This window comes from uncultured Flavonifractor sp. (genome assembly GCF_944385615.1).
Lineage (GTDB): Bacteria > Bacillota > Clostridia > Oscillospirales > Oscillospiraceae > Flavonifractor.
In genome coordinates this window covers 1-17,918 of sequence record NZ_CALWXV010000030.1, presented here as the reverse complement: position 1 = coordinate 17,918, position 17,918 = coordinate 1, and the positions used below count along the sequence as shown (strand labels likewise).

Annotated in this window: 17 protein-coding genes; 5 read left to right on the top strand and 12 right to left on the bottom strand. The window is 61.7% G+C overall.

The features are described 5' to 3' along the window. Positions 1 to 109 precede the first annotated feature (109 nt). From Q0J75_RS08735 to Q0J75_RS08725, 3 genes are read right to left on the bottom strand one after another with little or no spacing between them, the layout of a single operon-like run. The gene (locus Q0J75_RS08735; RefSeq protein WP_297199741.1) at positions 110 to 1,732 is read right to left on the bottom strand and encodes a carbohydrate-binding domain-containing protein; all 1,623 of its coding nucleotides are present in this window, start codon (positions 1,730 to 1,732) and stop codon (positions 110 to 112) included. Positions 1,733 to 1,748: 16 nt separating this feature from the next. Beyond that, the gene (locus Q0J75_RS08730; RefSeq protein WP_297199738.1) at positions 1,749 to 2,444 is read right to left on the bottom strand and encodes a DUF4956 domain-containing protein; all 696 of its coding nucleotides are present in this window, start codon (positions 2,442 to 2,444) and stop codon (positions 1,749 to 1,751) included. Beyond that, positions 2,437 to 3,153, bottom strand: coding sequence for a polyphosphate polymerase domain-containing protein (locus Q0J75_RS08725; protein WP_297199735.1), 717 nt, complete (start codon positions 3,151 to 3,153; stop codon positions 2,437 to 2,439). The genes Q0J75_RS08730 and Q0J75_RS08725 overlap by 8 nt, the downstream gene beginning before the upstream one ends. Before the next feature lie 183 nt (positions 3,154 to 3,336). Between Q0J75_RS08725 and Q0J75_RS08720 the strand changes: the two genes are divergently transcribed. Both Q0J75_RS08720 and Q0J75_RS08715 read left to right on the top strand, forming a co-directional pair. Next, complete coding sequence (locus tag Q0J75_RS08720) at positions 3,337 to 4,014, top strand: response regulator transcription factor (protein ID WP_297199760.1); 678 nt, start codon at positions 3,337 to 3,339, stop codon at positions 4,012 to 4,014. Then, complete coding sequence (locus tag Q0J75_RS08715; RefSeq protein WP_297199732.1) at positions 4,011 to 5,291, top strand: sensor histidine kinase; 1,281 nt, start codon at positions 4,011 to 4,013, stop codon at positions 5,289 to 5,291. The genes Q0J75_RS08720 and Q0J75_RS08715 overlap by 4 nt, the downstream gene beginning before the upstream one ends. 55 nt (positions 5,292 to 5,346) lie before the next feature. Here the strand turns inward: Q0J75_RS08715 and Q0J75_RS08710 are convergent, their stop codons facing one another. The 3 genes from Q0J75_RS08710 to Q0J75_RS08700 all read right to left on the bottom strand — a co-directional run bounded on the left by Q0J75_RS08710 (position 5,347) and on the right by Q0J75_RS08700 (position 8,015). Then, positions 5,347 to 6,198, bottom strand: coding sequence for an epoxyqueuosine reductase (locus Q0J75_RS08710; RefSeq protein ID WP_297199729.1), 852 nt, complete (start codon positions 6,196 to 6,198; stop codon positions 5,347 to 5,349). Next, positions 6,182 to 7,708 carry a Mur ligase family protein gene (gene murE, locus Q0J75_RS08705; RefSeq protein ID WP_297199726.1) on the bottom strand — a complete coding sequence of 509 codons (1,527 nt, stop codon included), beginning with the start codon at positions 7,706 to 7,708 and terminating at the stop codon, positions 6,182 to 6,184. The genes Q0J75_RS08710 and murE overlap by 17 nt, the downstream gene beginning before the upstream one ends. Before the next feature lie 97 nt (positions 7,709 to 7,805). Then, positions 7,806 to 8,015 carry a helix-turn-helix domain-containing protein gene (locus Q0J75_RS08700; RefSeq protein WP_297199722.1) on the bottom strand — a complete coding sequence of 70 codons (210 nt, stop codon included), beginning with the start codon at positions 8,013 to 8,015 and terminating at the stop codon, positions 7,806 to 7,808. Positions 8,016 to 8,093: 78 nt separating this feature from the next. On the opposite strand from Q0J75_RS08700, the gene Q0J75_RS08695 reads away from it, so the two are divergent. Then, complete coding sequence (locus tag Q0J75_RS08695; protein ID WP_297199719.1) at positions 8,094 to 8,348, top strand: hypothetical protein; 255 nt, start codon at positions 8,094 to 8,096, stop codon at positions 8,346 to 8,348. 56 nt (positions 8,349 to 8,404) lie between these two features. Here Q0J75_RS08695 and Q0J75_RS08690 read toward each other — a convergent pair whose 3' ends face one another. The 6 genes from Q0J75_RS08690 to Q0J75_RS08665 all read right to left on the bottom strand — a co-directional run bounded on the left by Q0J75_RS08690 (position 8,405) and on the right by Q0J75_RS08665 (position 16,358). Continuing rightward, the gene (locus tag Q0J75_RS08690) at positions 8,405 to 9,112 is read right to left on the bottom strand and encodes an aspartate/glutamate racemase family protein (RefSeq protein ID WP_297199716.1); all 708 of its coding nucleotides are present in this window, start codon (positions 9,110 to 9,112) and stop codon (positions 8,405 to 8,407) included. A gap of 191 nt (positions 9,113 to 9,303) precedes the next feature. Further along, on the bottom strand, positions 9,304 to 10,515 hold the full coding sequence (locus tag Q0J75_RS08685) for an ATP-grasp domain-containing protein (protein WP_297199712.1): 1,212 nt from the start codon (positions 10,513 to 10,515) through the stop codon (positions 9,304 to 9,306). Further along, positions 10,502 to 10,714 (bottom strand): hypothetical protein, encoded by a 213-nt coding sequence (locus Q0J75_RS08680; RefSeq protein ID WP_297199709.1) that lies wholly within the window; start codon positions 10,712 to 10,714, stop codon positions 10,502 to 10,504. Before Q0J75_RS08680 ends, Q0J75_RS08685 begins: the two co-directional genes overlap by 14 nt. 54 nt (positions 10,715 to 10,768) lie before the next feature. Next, a complete protein-coding gene (locus Q0J75_RS08675; protein WP_297199705.1) occupies positions 10,769 to 13,009 on the bottom strand; it encodes a RelA/SpoT family protein in 2,241 nt (746 codons plus the stop codon). A 110-nt stretch (positions 13,010 to 13,119) separates the two neighbouring features. Beyond that, positions 13,120 to 15,186 carry a single-stranded-DNA-specific exonuclease RecJ gene (gene recJ / locus Q0J75_RS08670; protein ID WP_297199702.1) on the bottom strand — a complete coding sequence of 689 codons (2,067 nt, stop codon included), beginning with the start codon at positions 15,184 to 15,186 and terminating at the stop codon, positions 13,120 to 13,122. Between the two features lie 128 nt (positions 15,187 to 15,314). Further along, positions 15,315 to 16,358: a M42 family metallopeptidase gene (locus Q0J75_RS08665; RefSeq protein ID WP_297199699.1), complete on the bottom strand. Its 1,044-nt coding sequence runs from the start codon at positions 16,356 to 16,358 to the stop codon at positions 15,315 to 15,317. Between the two features lie 67 nt (positions 16,359 to 16,425). Between Q0J75_RS08665 and ybaK the strand changes: the two genes are divergently transcribed. Together ybaK and Q0J75_RS08655 are read left to right on the top strand one after the other, a co-directional pair. Then, positions 16,426 to 16,902, top strand: coding sequence for a Cys-tRNA(Pro) deacylase (gene ybaK / locus Q0J75_RS08660; RefSeq protein WP_297199696.1), 477 nt, complete (start codon positions 16,426 to 16,428; stop codon positions 16,900 to 16,902). A gap of 82 nt (positions 16,903 to 16,984) precedes the next feature. Then, entirely contained in the window at positions 16,985 to 17,815 is an 831-nt protein-coding gene (locus tag Q0J75_RS08655; RefSeq protein ID WP_297199693.1) for a DUF4358 domain-containing protein, read from the top strand. Positions 17,816 to 17,918 lie beyond the last annotated feature (103 nt).

Here is a 17,918-nt window from a genome sequence, read left to right as displayed (position 1 = left end):
ATGATATCCTCAGCCCATGTTTTATTGATATGCATTACAAGAAATCAGCTTTCTCAAATCAGCCCAGCCGTTTTCAGTTTACCCACAGCCTTTTGCCGGGCTTTTCCCCTTACCCGTCGGTTGCCGACGGGGCGGCCGGCTGTCTGTCGGGGCGTTCTCCCCCCGCCGGGAAGCCCCCCTTGCCGCCGCCCATCTGGCCGGGATTGTTTTCCGAGCCATCGTTGGTGGTAACCTCGCCGCCGTTGTTGGCATAGGTCCCATCGGCGTCTAGGGCAGTGTTGCCGCTGCCATTGCAGGTGAGGTCCAGGGTACCGCCGTTGATGGTCAGGTCACCATTGGAGTCCACACAATCCCCTGTGGATACAATGGTAAAGCTCCCCCCATTGATGGTAATAAAACTGTCGGAGCCGTCGGCGGAGAACTGGTCCGGGCTTCTCCCGCCAAAGCCGGAGCTGTCCGCGCCCCCGGCGGCGTTCAGGCCGTCGTCGTGAGAGGTGATATTAAACGTGCCGCCCTCCACGGTAATGGACAAGCCCTCGATACCCTCATAGCAGTAGGGAATGGTAAAGGAGCCGTTCTGAATGGTGAGCGCGCCGTCGGCGTGGATGGCGTCGTCCCCGCTGCTTAAGGTAAAGGCTCCGTCGGTAATGAGCAGTTCCCCGCCGGTGTGAAGGCCGTCGTCCACCGTATCCAGCGTAAAGGTGCCGCCGCCGATGGTGAGACCCCCTTCCGCCTTGATGCCCTTCTGGCTGACGGTGTCCTCCTCAGCAGCGGCAGTTTCCTCCTGGAATACCTGCTCGCCCGGCCGGCCGGGTCCTGCGGCGTCGCTGCTGGACATGGTCACGCTGGCGCTTCCCTTGCCCGTGGTCAGCTCAAAGGTTCCGCCGTCAATTTCCGCCGCCCCGCTGGCGCTGACGGCGTCCCCCTGGGCGGCGATGGTAAAGCTGCCGCTTTCAATGTAGAGGCTGCCCAGGGAGAGATCGTCCGCGTTTTCCGCGTGAATACCGTCCTTGCCTGCGGTAATGGCAAAGCTGCCCCCGGCAATGGACACGCTGTCCTTACCAGACAGGCCGTGGCTGGCGGCAGTGACGGTGTAGCTGCCCTGGGTGATGACCAGATCATCCTTGGACACTACCCCATGTCCGGCGGCGGCGTTGAGGGTCAGGCTGCCGGTACCGTTAAGGGTCAGGTCGGTTTTGGCAAAAACCACGGCGTCGATGTTGTTTTCATCTATGGCTATATATTCCCCGCCGTTGGAAAGGGTGTTTTCCGTCCCATCCGCCAGGGTGAGGAACACTTTGTCCGCTTCCAGGGCATAAATAGCGGCAGAGTCCGCGCTGGTCATGTCCACACCGTTCAGGACCAGCTGTACCTTGTCATTCTCCCCGGCGTCCACAACAATCTGCCCGTCGGTCAGCGTGCCGGAGAGGAGATAGACCCCTTCGCCCGTCAGGGTGATGCGGGTACCGTCGATCGACACGGCGTTGTTGTCACAGACAGCCGAGTCTCCGTTGAGCTGAATGGCAATAGCGGCGCTCTCGTCATAGCTGCCGTCCAGCTCCCGGTCGCTGAACAGACCGCTGGTATCTATAGCGGCGGCGCTCTCCTGAGCTGCGCCCGATTCCGATTGGGCCGGGGAGGCAGCCCCTCCTCCGGCGCTCTCCCCGGCGCAGCCGCTGAAGGCCAACATACACAGCAGGCACAGGGCTATGCTCAATGGGTTTCGTTTCATTGCGTGTGCTCCTCCTTTACAGGCTCGGGACCCCATTCTCCTGATGGCACAGAGAGATCTCCAGATTCCCATTGCGCAGGCGGAGCTGGTCCATAAGCGTTTTTTCCTGGTCGGATGCTTTCAAGGTCAGGTCATAGGTCAGCTTAAAGAGGCTGCCCATATTGGTGGTCTTTACCTGGGTAAGGGTGTATTGGCGGGCATACTGGGCCAGAATGGGATCAAACACCCCCGCATAGTCCAGATCCTCGGGAATGGTGATGTGCAGCGTCCGGGCAAGGGCGTCTCCCCCCTTGATGCGCAGGCTCAGGGCATTGTAGAGCAGCGTGGCCCCGCCCAGAACCAGCGTAAACAGGACGCCGTAGCCCAGATAGCCCATTCCCACGATCAGGCCCGCGCCCATAGCCACAAAAATGGCCCCGATCTCCCGGGCGGAGCCGGGGGCCGAGCGGAAGCGCACCAGATTGAAGGCGCCCGCCACCGCCACGCCGGTACCCACATTTCCGTTGACCATCATAATGACCACACACACCACTGCGGGCAGAATGGCCAGGGTGACGGCCAGACTCCGGCTGTAATGAGAGTGCCATAAGGTCATGGCGCACAGCAGCGGTCCCAGGACCAAGGCCACCCCCACGCACAGCAGAAAATCCCCCGGGGCGATGGTATCGGTGAGGGCGGTGTCAAATATCCCCCGGAATATGGTCTCAAGCATATTTGCGCCCCCCTTTCTCATTGGCCAGCAGCATATCCCGATAGGCCGTTCCATATTTGGAGAAAGAGGTTTGAAATATTCCCTGTTCCGACAGGGTCCGCACCATCCAAAGGGGGATGGAGCCCGCTGCCTTGAGCTCCATCAGTACATATCCGGCAGGCAGGATGGAGGTGCCCCAGGGGTCACAGGCCAGGGTCAGATCCTGCTGCCGGTACCGGATCTCCCCGTCAAAGGTGACCCGGAACTCCGGGTCCTCCACCCCCCGAAAGGCGTCCCGCTCGTAGGAGAGGAACACGGCGGGGCACAGAGGGGCATAAAAATCCGCCGCATAGGCCAGTTCCCTGCCGATCTGGCTGTCCGGCCAGCAGGCCTCGCCCGCCACGCAGTCCAGCGCCTGATTCTGCGGCATGGAGATACGGCGCTTATAGACCACGGAGCGGTATTTTTTCTTCAGCTCCACAAACACCGGATCGGTTTCCTCCGCCCGGCCATAGCTGCGTATCCGAATCTTTTCCTTGTAAACCGGCTTTTCCAGGCTCCGGCGGATGAGCTGAAAGCTGGGGGTATCCAGATAGAGGTTGCGGATGGAGCTGTGGCTGTACCCATCGGGGACCATGTAGGGCTCCATAGCGTTCAGAATGGCCTGCTGCTGGCGGCAGGTCATCAGATATTTGAATTCATAACGCTGGAAGATCATCTGATTTTTCACAGTTGCGTGCCTCCTTGATGAACGGATGGTAAAGCAAGTGTAAAAACCAAACCCTAACTGAACTTAAAAAGAAAAACAAAATTTTTTCAGGCTGACATTTTATGTCCTTGGTGTTATTCTTTCAATTAGAATTAAGGCGGCGGCGTTATGCTGGCTTTATTACAGACAAGAAAGGGCGATTGGATGCGTATTCTGCTGGCAGAGGACGAGCGCTCCCTGTCCCGGGCCTTGGTGGCCCTGTTGGAAAAGAACAATTACTCCGCCGACGCGGTTTACGACGGCGAGGAGGCTCTGGCCTATCTGGAGGCCGGGAACTATGACGGGCTCATTTTGGACATTATGATGCCCAAACTGGACGGCCTGGAGGTGCTGCGCCGCCTGCGGGAGCGGGGCAACCCCATCCCCGTGCTGCTGCTCACCGCCAAGGCGGAGGTGGAGGACAAGGTAACCGGCCTGGACACCGGGGCCAACGACTATCTGACCAAGCCGTTTTCCACCGCGGAGCTGATGGCCCGCATCCGGGCCATGACCCGCAGCCAGACCGGCAGCCAGACGGGCAGCCGCCTCCGCTTTGGCAACATCACACTGGACCAGACCACCTTTGAGCTCTCCTCCCCTTCCGGCAGCTTCCGCCTGGCCAACAAGGAATATCAGATGATGGAACTTTTGCTGCGCAATCCCCGGCAGCTCATTTCCAGCGAGCGGTTTCTGGAGCGGATCTGGGGCTATGACAGCGAGGTGGAACTGAATGTGGTGTGGGTATACATCTCCTACCTGCGCAAAAAGCTGGCCGCCCTTCAGGCCGATATCCAAATCAAGGCCACCCGCAACGCAGGCTACTCTTTGGAGGAGCGGACATGATCAAACGACTGCGCCGCAAGCTGATTGCCGCCTGTATGCTCTCCCTGGCCATTGTGCTGCTGGTCATTCTGGGGGGCGTGAACCTGATGAGCTACCAGAAGGTAGTGGCCGACGCCGATGAGGTTCTGGCGCTGCTGGAGGCCAACGACGGCGTTTTCCCCAGAGTCCATGCCGGTCCCGAAGAAAAGCCGGAGGACGGCTTCTCCCCTGCCGGGGGTCCGGGTGGTAAAAAGAACCCCTTCGATCAGCGGGGCCTGTCCCCGGAGACCCCCTATGAGTCCCGCTTCTTCTCCGTCCTGCTGGGGGAGGATGGCCAGGTGCTGGAAACCGATACCGGTCAGATTGCCGCTGTGGACGGGGAGGAGGCCGCCGTCTATGCCCAGAGCGTGGCCGCCTCGGGGAAACGAGCCGGTTTTTGGGGCAACTACCGCTATCTCCTCTGCCAGGAGGACACAAATAGCCGGGTCATCTTCCTGGACTGCGGCCGGAGCCTGTCCTCCTTCCGCACCACCCTGATCGCCAGCGTGTCTCTGGCTCTTCTGGGGCTGGGGGCGGTGCTGGCGCTGCTGCTCATCCTGTCCAAGCGCATCGTGCGCCCGGTGGCGGAGAGCTATGAAAAGCAAAAGCGGTTCATCACCGACGCCGGCCATGAGCTGAAAACCCCCATGACCATCATCAGCGCCGACGCGGACCTGGCGGAGATGGAGTGCGGGGAAAATCAGTGGCTGACCGATATCCGCCACCAGGCCCAGCGGCTGACCGATCTGACCCACGACCTCATCTACCTCTCCCGCATGGAGGAGGAGCAGCCCAAATTACAGCGCATCGAGTTTCCCCTCTCCGACGTGGCCGAGGAGATGGCCCAGTCCTTTGCCGCCCCCGCCCAGAGTCAGGACAAGGAGCTTACCGTTACCGTCCAGCCCATGCTCTCCTGCACCGGGGATGAAAAGGCCATCCGTCAACTGATCTCCATTTTGCTGGACAACGCGCTGAAATACTCCCCTGACGGGGGACAGCTGGCCCTGAAGCTGGAAAAGCAGGGCCGCACGCTGCTGCTGACGGTATCCAACACCACCCAGCAGCCAATAGCGCGGGAGCAGCTGGCCCATCTGTTTGACCGCTTTTACCGCACCGACCAGTCCCGCAACAGCCAGACCGGCGGCTATGGCCTGGGGCTGTCCATTGCCAAAAGCATTGTACTGTCCCACAAAGGAAAAATCCGGGCGGAAAGCCCGGATGGAACATATCTTTCTATTGTGGTCAATCTGCCAACCTGATGGTACCCAGTTTTAAGCCCCAGAGCCATAAAGGCTCTGGGGCATTCTTTTTTCCTTATGACTTATGGCTCGCTCCATCCGCCGCCTGAAGCGTCAGGTTGCGCCGCAGGGGGACGGGGCCCCGCCAAGCAAAGGCCCGGTCTCCGTATTTCTTCCGAAACGTCCGGTTGGTCAGCCCCTCCAGGTCTTCCTCCCACAGGCTGTCCACCAGCCCCTCCCGAAACTCGGACAGAGGGGTGAGGGTGGGGCTGGCGTTATAGGGGCACACCTTCTGGCAGGTGTCACACCCCCAGATCAGCGGGTGGGCCTCCACCAGGGCCGTTTCCTCTCCCGTCAGGGTTCCCTTCTTCTGGGTCAGCTCGGACAGGCAGCGGGACAGGTCCACGCTCCCCTCCCCCAGCGCCCCGTCGGGACAGGCGGCCAGGCACTTGCCGCAGCCCATACAGCCGGGTGACGGCTGGGACTTGGGCAGGTCCAGCGCCGCGTCGGTGAGGATGGTCCCCAAAAACACATAGGAGCCGTAGGGCGGGAGGATCACCAGCCCGTTTTTTCCCCGCAGGCCCATCCCGCACCGCCAGGCCGCCTGTCGTTCCGGCAGGGGAGAATTGTCGGCGGCGGCCAAAAAGGCGGCGTTTTTGTATCTTTCCCGCAAAAAATCACAGACTGTATTCAGCCGGGCGGTGACCACCTGGTGATAATCCGGCCCCCGGGCGTAGAGAGACAGGTTTCCGCCTCTCTCTCCGGCGTAATAGGGAAAGGCGGCCACCAGCACGGTCTGGGGCTTGGGGCACAGCCGTTCCGCCTGTTCCACCGCCGCCACCGTCATATCCTCAACCAGCTCCCCAAAAGGCAAGCCGCCCCAGGCAGCGGCGCCTGCGGCGGCAAAGGCCTCATTCAGCGTGGTCACGGTCATACTTTTCCAGGGCGTGGCGGGCCAGAATACCATCGGGGATACAGGGCTCCGGGCCGTTTTTCCGCTTTTGGGCCTCCTCGCACCCCTTCCCCGCCAGCAGCACCACGGCGGGCCGCTGGGCCTCCAGAATGGCCGCCTCCACCGCCCGCTCCCGGTCGGGAATGACGGTGTAGTCCTTGCCCCACCGCTTGAGGAACACCCCGATGTCGGCACAGATATCCTCCACCTCTTCCGGGCCGGGGTCGTCCTCGGTGAGGATGATCCGGTGGGCAAACTCACCGGCGGCGTTGCCCATGCCCTCCCGGCGGTCGATGCCCTTGCCACCGGTGCAGCCGAAGAGCACCGTCAGCTGCCGGTCGGGATACTCGGTCCGCACCGACCGCAGGGCGTTCTGCAAACTCATACCATTGTGGGAGTAGTCCACGATGACGGAGACCTGGCCGTCGGCGCTGATATAGTGCTCCATACGGCCGGGGACAAAGGCCTTTACCAGGCCCTCCGCCACCATTTCATAGGGAATGTCATAGGCCTCGGCCACCGCGGCGGCGGCCAGGGCGTTCTCCGCGTTGAACAGGCCGGGGGTAGAGATGGCCAGCTCCCCCTCGTACCGGGGGGTACGGACGTGGAAGGCGATCTTGTTCCCCTCCTTGCGCACGTTGGTGCCGTACACCGTGGCGGCAGGGTCCTTTTGGGAGAAGGTAATGACCCGCTGGCACTGGGCGGCGGCAGCGGCCACCTCAGCGGCGTGGTCACAGTCCATGCTGATACAGGCGGTCTTGGCCTGCTTGAAAATCAGCAGCTTGGACTGGAGATAGTCCTCCAGATCGGGGTGCTCCACCGGGGAGATGTGGTCCTCTCCGATGTTGAGGAACACAGCGCAGGTCAGATCTACCCCAATGACCCGGCCATACTTCAGCGCCTGGGAGGACACCTCCATAGTGAGGTAGTCCGCCCCCGCCTCCACCGCGTGGGACAGGTGCCGCTGGAGATCCAAAGGCTCGGGGGTGGTGAGCTTGGCGGGCTTGCGCTCCAGGCCGTCGTCGGTGACGATGGTGGACAGTAGGGCGCTCTCCCGGTGTCCCTGGGCGGCCAGCCAGGTATCCACAATGGACTTGATATAGTAGGCGGTGGTGGTCTTGCCCTTGGTGCCGGTGAGGCCGGTGATCTTCAGTTTCCCAGAGGGATGGCCGTAGGCCAGATCGGCCAGCAGGCCCATGGCCTGCCGGATGTCGGTCACCCGCAGACAGGGCAGGGGGATATCCGGGTAGGGCGTCTGGCTGACGTACACAAAAGCGCCCGCCTCCATGGCCTGCCGGAGGTATTCCTCTTTGAATTTGGCCCCCTTGCACACGAACAGGGTGTGAGGGATCACCACCTGAGAGTCACAGGATACCAGGGCCACCGGGGCGGTCAGGTCGGCGGGGATGGGGCCTTTGTCGGCCAATAGATTGTGGCGCAGCAGCAGCTGTACATAGTCCCCCAGGGGACGGCGGAAATCGGTCATTTCAGTTCACCACCATGTGAAAATGAAGATCTTGCGGAAAGCGGGCGATGGAGTGCCGCCCGCTCAGTCACTATCGCGGCCGCCATATATGGCGGCCCTACGGCTGATCGGTGCGGCCCAGCAGATAATCGGTGCTGACCTGGAAAAAATCCGCCAAGGCCACAATCGTGGGCGCCATAGGCTCCCGCTCATTTTTTTCATAACGGCAATAGGAATTAAAGGAAATCCCTATCCTTTCCGCCACATCTTTTTGGGCAAGCCCTTTTTGTTTACGCAACAATAACAGTCGTTGTCCTAAAATTTCCATGCCCGCCCCCGCTCACACTTGACATCACCCATTTGGGGGAATTATAATGTGTTATATCACCCAAACGGAGGAATTACAATGAATGACTTGCTACGTCATATTTACGATTACACCACAGAACACCTGGACCTGAACGACCCAAATTATGCGGAAAACCGACGGTATGCCGCCGTCCACTACGACGCTCTCCTGCACACCCTTTCCCCGGAGCAAGCCGCCCACCTGCGGGATTACCGCGGCATGGCGGCTCTGGCTACTGACCTGGAACGGGAGGCACTTTTCACAGCCGCCTTTCGGGCGGGGCTGTATCTGGGGGCGCTGGCCCGCCGGTAACGGCCCAATTCCCGCCGCCATGATCGTTCACCATCGCGGGAACAGGCAGCCCCATGTTACACCAGGCGCAGCTTATAGCCGCAGGCAGTGATACACCGCTGAGCCAGCACGTCCATGGCATCCAGGTAGTGGTCGGGCAGGCCGTGATAGGTACGGTAGACCGACAGCTCGGTGCAGCCCAAAATAGCGCTGTCACACCCGGCCTGCCGCAGCCAGCGGTCAATGACGGCGAATTTCTCCCGGGAGCCCTTTTCCCCCCGCTTGATCTCGTCGTAGATGATGCTCATCACCAGCTTCTGGACCTCCTCCGGGGGCGAGATGGCCTCGATCCCCCGGGCGGTACACTCCTTCTGGTACACACCGGTGCGGATGGTGCCGTCGGTGGCCAAAATGCCCGCCTTTTTCCGGCCCTCCGCCGCCAGCACCCCCACCGTCTCCCGGGGCATGTGGATCAGAGGGATGGAGATATCCCCCTGCAGCCGGTCGGCAAAGTAGTGGGAGGTATTGCAGGGGATGGCCAGCACGGTACAGCCCCCATGCTCCAGCAGCCTGGCCCCCGCCAGCAGCCGCCGGTAGCAGCCCTCCTCATCGCCCCCCAAAATGGCGGCGGTACGGTCGGGCATGGAGGTATCGCTCCAGATGAGGGTGGGCAGGTGCTCCTGGTCCCGGGCCGCGTCGGTGCGGTCCAAAATCCGCTGATAAAAATCCTGGGTGGCCTGGGGACCCATACCGCCTAAAATGCCAAGTCGTTGTTCAGCCTTCATACATGTCTCCTGTGGGCATATGCTTCGCAGAATTCCGGCTCCGCAGAGCCGGAACAAAATCAAATCTGTGATTCCCGGGGACATGAGCCTCGGGAATCACACTTCTCGCAGCGCAAACGTGCAAGCGCAGCGAGTGCGCTGCCGCGCTGCGCGGCTTTTCTCCATCAAAGGGGCTTGCCCCTTTGATGGAATTATCTCACTTTCTCCATACAGGAGGCATACCAGCCCACATACCGCCGCTGTCCCTTGAGGATGCGCAGGGTGCGCACCAAGCCATTGTCCGGCTTGTAGAACAGAGGATTGACCACGGCGTTGGCCTTCTCCAGCGCCTGCATCTCCTGATGGTACTTGGGATTGACGTAGTCATAGGCCACCTTGGGGGGAATCACCCACCAGAGATGGCGGTTTTTCGTCACGGTCAGCTGGCAGGGCTTGCCCAGCACCCGGTCCTCCACCAGGTATTTGGCCAGGTTGTACCCCGCCCCAGTGACATAGTAGTTGGACCGGCCCTGACGGCAGTTGATCTCAAAGGCCTTGAACTTGCCGTCCCGCTGGTCGTACTTGATGTCAAAGTTGGAAAAGCCGGTAAAGTGGATGGCCTCCAGAAAGCCCTTGAGCTTTTCGCACAGCTCGGGCTCAGGCTCGGTGATGATAACGGCGTGGTTGCCGATGGCGTGGGCGGTGTGCTCCTCCAAAAGGACGTGGCCCACGCACATAAGCCGCACCTTGCCGTCGGCGCCGGAGTAGTTGGTGACCACCCGCATGTAACTGTCGTCCCCGGGGATAAAGTCCTGGATGATGAGGGAGTCCTCATACCCGGCATTGTAGATGTCGTCGATGACAGCGTCCACCTCTTTCCGGGTCTGGAGGACATAGGCCTTCTTCTGGGTGGGGAAGGGGTGCTTCCAGTAGGTGTCCGACTCGGCGGGCTTGACCACGAAGGGGCCGTCAAAGGGCAGGGTAAAGTCGTGGCCCTCCCCCTTGTGGTAGACGTAGGTGGCCGGGTGGTCGATGCCGTACCGGTCGCACAGCTCATAAAACTTTTCCTTGTGGATCAGGGTTTCCAGCATGGACAGATCCACATAGGGGGCGATAACATTTTTGGGGTAGTTGGGCAGGTTGGCGGAGATGGAATTGAGGTAGTTGTCCCCGCAGCCCAGCACCAGGATCTTTTTGTCCGGGTGCTCCCTGGCTACCTCGGTGACGTTCTCCAGCACCTTGTCCACCCGGTCGTTGTGCTCCCGTACCCGGTAATCAATGATCTTGCTGCCGGCGCACACGCTGGCGGGGAACATCCCGTACACCACCGACTTGACGCCGTAGGCCTCATGGAAGGCCCGGGCCATGCTGTAGGCGTTGATATCCGACCCCAGCAATACGGGAACAAATTCAGTTGCAGCCATTGTAAAATGCCTCCTGGAAGGTGATTTCATACCAATGTTCGCCCATGGGCCGTACCTGGGCAGGGTAAGCGTCCGCTACATAGGCGGCCTGCGCCTCGGACAGGCGCAGCTCCCGCCGGAGCAGCTCCCCCCCGGCAAAGCACTGGGACAACAGCTTATCCAGGCCGTCCGTCTCCCGGATGTTCTCTCTTTCGATCATGTTCCATCTCCTTGTAAACGGAAACACGGTGACAGGGACAGGAAAGCGGACCTTTTATCCCGTGGTTCGCTTGACCTGATAGACCCCCTGGATCTGGCTCAGCTTGTTGATGATGGTGGTCAGCTCGCTGCTGTCCTTGACCTCCAGCACGATATGCACCGTGGCGTAGCCGTCGGGCATGGAGCGGGCGGACAGATTGGTGGTCTTGCACTTCAGGGTGGACAGGGCCATAGCCACGTCCAGGGTCAGGCCGTCCCGGTCCTTGGCGGCCATCTCCAGCGAGGTGCGGTAGTGGGACAGCTCCCCGGCGGCCCAAGACACCTTGATCCACCGCCCCGCCTCCTCCGGCTTGCGCTTTTCTGGGGCGGCGTTGGGACAGTCGGCCCGGTGGACCGAGACGCCGAAGCCACGGGTGATAAAGCCCACCACCGGGTCTCCGGGCACCGGGGTACAGCACTTGGCGAACTTCACCAGACAGTTGTCGATGCCCTCCACGATGATGCCCGACTGATCGGTCTTGCCCACCTTGACGGGCAGGGTGGGCTGGTTGCTGGTGGCGGGATAGATGGCGTCCTGCTGCTGTTGCTGCTGGGTGGTCTTTTCGGCGGCGGCCTGGTCGGCGTGGAGCCGGTTGAGCCGGGTCATCTCGTCCTTGACCCGCACCACCGCCTTCTGAGAGGACATACCGCCGTAGCCGATGGCGGCATACAGCTCATCCAGGGTGCCGAAGCGCACCTTTTTTAGGATAAAGGGCAGCACATCCTCGGCGGTAATGGCGGCCAGAGAAAGACCCACGTGCTTGAGCTCCGACTCAAAGGAGGCCCGGCCGGTGGCAATGTTCTCCTCCCGGCGCTCCCGCTTGAACCACTGGCGGATCTTATTGCGGGCCTCGTTGGATTTACAGATCTTCATCCAGTCCCGGCTGGGGCCGTGGGCCGACTTGGAGGTGATGATCTCCACAATATCGCCGTTTTTCAGGGGGGTGTCAAAGGTGACCATGCGGCCGTTGATCTTGGCGCCGGTCATGTGGTTGCCCACAGCGGAGTGGATGTTATAGGCAAAGTCGATGGGGGTGGCCCCGGCGGGCAGGTTGATGACGTCGCCCTGGGGGGTAAAGACGAACACCTCGTCGGAGAACAGATCCACCCGCATGGTGCGGACAAATTCCTCCGCGTCCACGTCCTGCTGGCTCTCCAGCAGCTTGCGCACCCACTCAAAGGCGGCCTCGGTGCCCAGTTTGGTGTTGCCCATGCCCTGCTTGTACTTCCAGTGGGCGGCAATGCCGTATTCCGCGGTATGGTGCATCTCCCAGGTGCGGATCTGCACCTCAAAGGGGATACCCTCCCGGCCGATGACGGTGGTATGGAGGGACTGGTAGCCGTTGGGCTTGGGGGTGCCGATATAGTCCTTGAACCGGCCCAGCACCGGATTGAACAGGTCGTGGATCACGCCCAGCACATTGTAGCACTCAGGGATGTCGTCCACAATGACCCGGAAGGCGTAGAGATCAAAGATCTCGTCCATGGTCTTGTTCTGGGTATACATCTTGCGGTAGATGGAGTAGGCGTGCTTGACCCGGCCGTAGATGGTGCAGTGGATGCCCTCCGCGTCCAGCCGCTCCTGGATGCGCCGCTGGACGGTGGCCAGAAATTCCTCATGGGCGGCGGAGCGGGCGGCCAGTTCGTCGGAGATCTCCTTGTAGCCCACCGGGTCCAGATAGCGCAGGGAGGTATCCTCCAGCTCCCACTTGATGCGCTGCATACCTAAGCGGTGGGCGATGGGGGCGTAGATCTCCATGGTCTCCAGCGCCTTTTCCTTCTGCTTCTTGGGAGACTGGTACTCCATGGTACGCATGTTGTGGAGGCGGTCGCAGATCTTGATAAGGATCACCCGGATGTCCTTGGCCATGGCCATGAGCATCTTGCGCAGGTTCTCCATCTGCTCCTCTTCCTTGGAGGTATACTGTACCCGGGTCAGCTTGGTGACGCCCTCCACCAGGTCGGCCACCACCGCCCCGAAGAGCTTGGCGATCTCCTCATGGGTGGAGCCGGTATCCTCGATGCAGTCGTGGAGGAGGGCGGCAATGATGGAATCGGTGTCCAGCTCCAGCTCGGCCACGATCTCGGCCACCGCCAGAGGATGGGTGATATAGGGCGAGCCGTCCTTGCGCAGCTGCCCGGAGTGGGCATTGTCCGCGTAGGTAAACGCACTGAACAGGCGCTGGGTGTCCAGCGCCGGGTTATAGGTTTTGATTTTGTCCTCAAGAGCCTGATAACGCTCCAGGATGGGGTCCATACAGGGCACCTCCTGTCGAAATAAAATAAAGATTTCCCCTCAGGGGGCGGGCGGCTGATAGCCGCCCCTACATGGGATTGTTGTAGGGGCGATTATCAATCGCCCGAATCTTATCCGCTCATGCCCCGCAGACGGCGCATGATCCAGCTGTCATCCAGATTTACCTTGCCCTCCACGCTTTGCAGGGCGATGTGCAGGTGGTCGGTGGTGTGCTCCAGCCGGATGAGCCCCCGCTCGTCAAAGACCTCCAGGCACACCAGGGTGCGCATCACGGTTTCCCGCCGTCCGGCAGAGCGGGCAATGTTGCGGGCCAGCCGGTGGGCGGTCTCTTCCAGCGGGGTCTGACCGGCGTGGCCCTTCAGATAGCGCCACAGCACCACGAATTCCTCCCGGGTGGGCAGCAGGGCCGCCGCCTCCCGGCGGGTCAGCTCCTCCCCCCGGCGAAATTTCTCAAACAGCGCCCGCTCGGCCTGGGCCCGGGTGAGGGCGGGGCGGAGATCGCACACCTGAAACTGTACCGAGCGCCACCCCCGGTACTCATTGACCTGGGGGGTGAAGGCCACGTCCACCCGGTCCCCCTGGGCCACCCCGGCCTCGGCGGCGGTAGCGGAAAAGAAAATGGCGTCAAAGCTGCGCCCGCCGGCGGCCAGCTTCAGCTTGAGGTGCCGGCCCCCGCCCACCTCGCTGATGGCGGTGACAAGGCACCCCGACAGGGAGAATACCGGCTTGGGATTGCCCGCCCCATAGGGCTCCAGCAGATCCAGGCCCTCCACGCCCTCCAAAGTAAGGATACCCACATCCTCCACCGGACAGTCCACATCCAGGGTAGACACCATCTCGGCGCCGCCGGTGCTGGATCGGACATAGTCGTTCATAGCAGCGGTAAAGGCGGGGATATTCTCCTCCAGAATGGTAAATCCCGCCGCCAGGGCGTGACCGCCGAACCCCTCCAGCAGAGGGGCGCAGTGCTCCAGGGCAGCAAACAGGTTAAAGCCGCCGAAGGACCGGCAGGAGCCCTTGCCCTTGCCGTCCTGCAGGCAGATCATAAAAGCCGGGCAGGAGTACTTCTCCGCCAGGCGGGAGGCCACGATACCCACCACCCCCTGGTGCCAGTGCTCCCCCGCCAGCACCAGGGCATACCGCTGTTCCGGGGGCAGGGCCTCGGCCAGGACCTGACACTCGGTGGAGATCTGGGCCTCGATGGTCTGCCGCTCCCGGTTGAGCTCGCACAGACGGATGGCCAGCTCCTCCCCGCGGGCCGGGTCGGCGGTGAGCAGCAGCTCGGCGGCCAGATTGGCGCACCCCATCCGCCCCGAGGCGTTGAGCCGGGGGGCCAGGGTGTAGCCGATGGCCACCGAATTGAGGGGCCGCTCCTCCAGGCCGGACTGCCGCAGCAGGGCCTTCAGGCCGGGGCGGCTGGTATGGCGCAGGGCCTCCAGCCCCAGGCACACAATGGTGCGGTTTTCCCCAGTGAGGCTCATCACGTCGGCCACCGTGCCGATGGCCGCCAGATCGGCATACCGCTCCAGCAGCTCCTCCTGCCGGTGTGGGCCGCCCAGGGCCAGCACCAGCTTGAGGGCCACCCCCACCCCCGCCAGGCAGGGAAAGGGGTAGGAGCAGTCGGGCCGGTGGGGGTCCACCACCGCCAGAGCGGCGGGCAGCTCCTCCTTGCACTCGTGATGGTCGGTAATGACCAAGTCCATCCCCAGCTCCGCCGCCCGGCGGGCCTCTGCCACGGCGGTGATGCCGCAGTCTACCGTCACCACCAGGCTCACCCCTGCCCGGTACAGGGTGTCCAGCGCATCGGTGTTCAGGCCGTAGCCCTCCTCCATCCGGTCGGGGATATAGGAGACCACCCTCCCCCCCTCCCGCCGGAGGAAATCGGTGAGCAGGCTGGTGGAGGTGATGCCGTCCACATCATAGTCGCCGTAAACCGCAATGGTCTCCCCCGCCGCCAGAGCCTGAGCCACCCGGGCGGCAGCTTTATCCATATCCTTCATCAAAAAGGGGTCCTGAAGCTGGCCCCGGCCCGCATCCAGAAAGGCCCTGGCCTTTTCCGGGGTATTCTGTCCCCGGGCGCACAGGGTCATGGCCGCCAGGGTGGGCAGACCCGCCTGCTCCAGCGCCGCTACCGCGGCCGGATCGCTGGCCGCCTGATTCCACTGTTTATATTTCATGGGCGGCCACCGTCCTTTCCCGTTAAAATTACCTTTAATTATATCAAATACGTTCCACTGTGACAAGGGCTTGGAAAAAAACGGGGTAGTTTCGACGAGTCAGCCGGGCGCTGTTCCCACCTGTTTTCTCAGCCCAGCTCCAGATACAGGCTCACCAGGTCGATGGTGGCTTTCATGCCGTCGAAGTGGGTTCGCTCCATGCCGTGGGAGGCGTGGACGCCGGGACCGATGAGGGCGCCCTTGGCGTCCATGCCGGTATGCCAGGCCACCGCCACATCGGAGCCGTAGTGGGGATAGATATCCACCGCGTAGTCCACCCCGTTGGCCTTGGCCAGCTCCACCAGACGGCTCACCATCTCATAATCGTAAGGGCCGTTGTTGTCCTTGGCGCAGATAGACACCTGGTGTTCGGTGCAGGTCAGGTCATCCCCCACACAGCCCATATCCACCGCCAAAAGCTCATCCACCTGGGGCAGGGTGGCACCGCCGTGGCCCACCTCTTCATGGACGGTGAAGCACACCTCCGTGTCGTACCGGGGCCGCACCTTGGCAAAGTGCATCAGCCGCAGCAGCACCAGCAGGCAGGCGGCGCTCCCCTTGTCGTCGATGAACCGGGACTTGAGAAACCCGCTCTCCGTCACGGTGGTCTTGGGGTCGATGCACACAAAATCCCCGGCGCAAATCCCCAGAGCCTCCACATCCTCCTTGCTTTTCACCACCTCGTCGATGCGCACCGCCAGATTCTTCTCGTCCCGGGGCCGGGTGGCGGCGTCGTCAAAGACATGGGCGGCGGGGGACAGGGACAGGATGGTGCCGGTATATACCTTGCCCTCCCGGGTGTAGATGCGGCAGTATTCCCCGTCCAGGGTTGGCAGGATGGGTCCGCCCACCCGGGTGGTCATGAGCATCCCGTCGTCGGTGATGGAGCGCACCATCAGCCCCAGAGTGTCGATGTGGGCGCACAGGCCGATCTTCTTCCCCTTCTCCCGGCCGGGTACCGACACGATCAGGTTGCCCTTGTTGGTCCGGCGGGTGACATAGCTGTGGTCCTGGGCGATCTGCTCGGCCTCCCGCACCACATTCTGGGTAAAACCGCTGGGACTATCAATGGCCAAAAGCCGCTGGGCGATATTCATCAGCTGCCCCCGGCTTCCCAAAGTATCCAACAACATTTGCATCCTCTCCTTGGTTGTAGTAAGATATTTTTATATTTTACCACATCACAGGAGCGATGCAACCATGGCCGAAGAAAAGACCAATGTTATGCGGGTGCTGGACCAGAAAAAGGTCCCCTACACCCCCCACCACTACGCCCACCCCGACGGGGCGGTGGACGGCGCCAGCGTGGCTGCCCTCATCGACCGGGACCCGGCGGCGGTGTGCAAGACCCTGGTGACCCAGGGGGCCAGCAAGAAATACTATGTGTTCGTCATCCCGGTGCTGAAGGAGCTGGACCTGAAGGCCGCCGCCAAAGCGGTGGGGGAAAAATCCATTGAGATGATTAAACAGGCCCAGCTGCTCCCCCTCACCGGCTATGTCCACGGGGGCTGCTCCCCGGTGGGGATGAAAAAGCAGTTCCCCACCGTTTTGGACCAGGGCGTGGAGGGGTTGGATGCCATCACCGTCAGCGCTGGCAAGATCGGGGCCCAGGTGGAGCTGGCCCCCGCCGCTCTGGCCGGACTGGTGCGGGGCTCCTTCGCGCCGGTAAGCAAATAAAAAATTTTCCTCTTTGGGGAACCTTTTGCAGCATGTGTCGTCTATCCCTGTGACAACAAACTTGCAAGGAGGACCCCCACAGATGAAGAAGCTTGGAACTGCCGCCCTGGCCCTGGCCCTTACCGGTGCTCTGGCCCTTCCCGCCTTTGCCGCGGAGGAGACCCCCGTCCTGATCTCCGCCAAGGTGGACTACACCACCGCCATTACCCTCAACGGCGAAACCCTGGACACCGTCGGTATCCCCGCCGCCTCTGACTCCATGCTGCCCCTGCGCCTGCTGGCCGAGGCCGACCACGGCTCGGCCTACTGGGATGAGAGCAGCAATGAGTCCTGGTTCACCTTTGGTGAGAATCGGATCACCGTTCGCTTTGCCGACAACACCATCACCGTCAACGATGTGCCCGTCAATACCACCGCCGAGGTACACAACGGCGTGACCTACGTTCCCGCCAGCGTTTTCTCCGGGATGGACGGCTTCACCGTTACCTCCGACGCCGACGCCGTCACCATCACCACCCCCAACAACGACCCCATGGTGAAGCTGGCCTACTCCATTATGGAGAACAGCGAGATGTTTGGCAGCCGCGCCTATGAGGACACCCTGGCCGATGCCTATAAGATCCCCGTGGACCAGTTTGAGCAGATCGTGGCCTTCTTCCCCATGATTACCTCTCCCGACACCGTGATCGTGGGCAAGCTGGCAGAGGGCGCTGACGAGAAGGCGGTCACCGACGCGCTGGAGGCCTACCGTCAGAGCCAGGAGGACACCTTCTCCTGGTACCTGTCCCAGCACCTGCCCAAGGTGCAGGACGCCCGCACTGTTATTGAAAACGGCTATCTGCTCTTCTTCATTGGGGAGAACGCCGACCAGGCCGAGGAGCTGTTCCACACCTATGTGGAGGCCCAGGGCTGATTTCATCCGCAAAAAATCCCCGCTGCCGTTTGGTGCCCCCTGACAGGGGTAACTTTGTAGGTGTCTGAACCCCCGGCAGATATTGCTACGGCAGTATCTGCCG